Origin of the sequence: Actinomadura sp. 7K534 (genome assembly GCF_004348575.1) — a bacterium.
Lineage (GTDB): Bacteria > Actinomycetota > Actinomycetes > Streptosporangiales > Streptosporangiaceae > Spirillospora > Spirillospora livida.
In genome coordinates this window covers 1-1,724 of sequence record NZ_SMKB01000462.1, presented here as the reverse complement: position 1 = coordinate 1,724, position 1,724 = coordinate 1, and the positions used below count along the sequence as shown (strand labels likewise).

2 protein-coding genes are annotated in these 1,724 nt (G+C 74.1%); both read left to right on the top strand.

Annotation, left to right across the window (positions count from 1 at the left end):
* Window positions 1-258: hypothetical protein (locus E1266_RS39100; protein WP_207946160.1), on the top strand; the 258-nt coding region annotated here is incomplete at its 5' end.
* Between the two features lie 479 nt (window positions 259-737).
* Window positions 738-1,724: sporulation protein (locus E1266_RS37105; protein WP_165966376.1), on the top strand; the 987-nt coding region annotated here is incomplete at its 3' end.

The following is a 1,724-nucleotide window of genomic DNA, read 5'->3' as shown; positions in this document are numbered from 1 at the left end:
GCACGACCCACTCACATCGGCCGCGGCCAAGAGCGCAGCCCGCCCGACCCCGGCCAAAGCGCGGCGCACGCACCGCGCGCCCTCGCGCCGGGCGGCGGAGCACCACGCACGCACAGCGCGCGGGTCGTCGCCCTGCGCGGCCAAGAGCGCAGCCCGCCCGACCCCGGCCAAAGCGCGGCGTACGCACCGCGCGCCCTCGTGCCGGGCGGCGGAGCACCACGCACGCACAGCGCGCGGGCCGGTGCCGCGCGGCCATGACCGCGGGTGGCCCGCTGCGGCGGTGGGCCACCGGCCCGGGGCGGGCTCCACGACGGTCACCGCAACCTCAACCGCACCATCGACAGAGCCGCAATGAGGGTCCGAACCACCCCACCAATCCCCCCGGGCAGACCACGAACAACGCCCCACGCCCCGCTTCATCGAGATGTCCATGCTCGTAGCGGCGGGCCGTCCGGCCTGGCACGGTGCGGCAGGGCGTGGTCGGGGCGCCGTGGAGGGGGCGGCGGAGTGTGGTGGATTGACAGGGTTCCGGGCATGGCGGATTGTTCGTCCTTGGGCGGTCGGCAGGTGCGGTTTTCGTTACCCGGCGGATGAAAAGGGCCGCTGTTCCACTTCGCCGGGTGAACCGATGGCATGGTGGAGTGGGTCTAACCCGTGTTGGCGAACTCGCGCGGGACGACCCATGCGGGCTGGCACCGCGGGGAGACACCCCCGCGGTCGAAAGAGGGGAACGGCCGTTGTCCTACGGGCAGATGGCGGGCGGCGGGCCGTCCGTCGACACGATCCTGTCGGAGCCGAACTGCAAGCCCGGCGGGGTCGTGGCGGGCAAGGTCCATCTGCGCGGCGGCACACGGCCCGTGGACGTCCGGCACGTGACGCTGGCGCTCATGCCGCGCATGCAGAACGGCTACGGCGGTGAGTCGGCCGGCCCGGAGGTGTACCGGGGCGCCCTGACCCGCGGTTTCCGGCTGGACACCGGCCGGCAGCGCGACCTCTCGTTCTCCATCCCGCTGCCGTACGAGCTGCCGTTCACGACGGTGCTCGGCCACGAACTCCCCGGCTTCACCATCGGGATGTGCACGGAGGTCGACCTGGCCGGGGAGCCCGACCCCGGCGACATCGACCCGATCTCCGTGGAGCCGCTGGAGTCCCAGCAGTGGGTGCTCGCGGCGATCGCGCAGCTCGGCTTCCAGATCTCGAACGTCACGTTCGAGTCGTCCAAGCTGCGGGGCGTCTCCCAGCAGCTGCCGTTCCACCAGGAGATGCACCTCAACCCGCCCGCGTCCTACCAGGGACGGATCGAGAAGGTCGGGCTGAGCTTCGTCGCGAGCCCGCGCACGATGGCGTTCGTGCTGCGCGCCGAAGACCGGGAGCGTCCCTCGGACGAGTCGTTCGGCGTCTTCCAGGTCCCGCACGCCGAGGCCGCCGAGGCGGACTGGAACGCCAAGATCAGCCGGTGGCTGGAGGAGGCCGCCGCCCTGCCGCGCTCGTCCCGCTCCGGCGCCGGCCATGGCGGCCCGGCCACCCCGCCTCCGGCCCGGGCACCGCTCCCGCCGCCCGGTGGCGCCTCGTCCTTCCCGCCTCCGCCGCCACCTCCGCCGGGAGGGTCGCAGGCCCAACCCGCCGCCGCGTCCTACGGCGGTCCCGGCGACTACGGCCGTCCGGGCAGCGCGCAGTTCCCGCCGCCCGCACCCGGCCCCGGCCAGACACCGGCCCCCATGCAC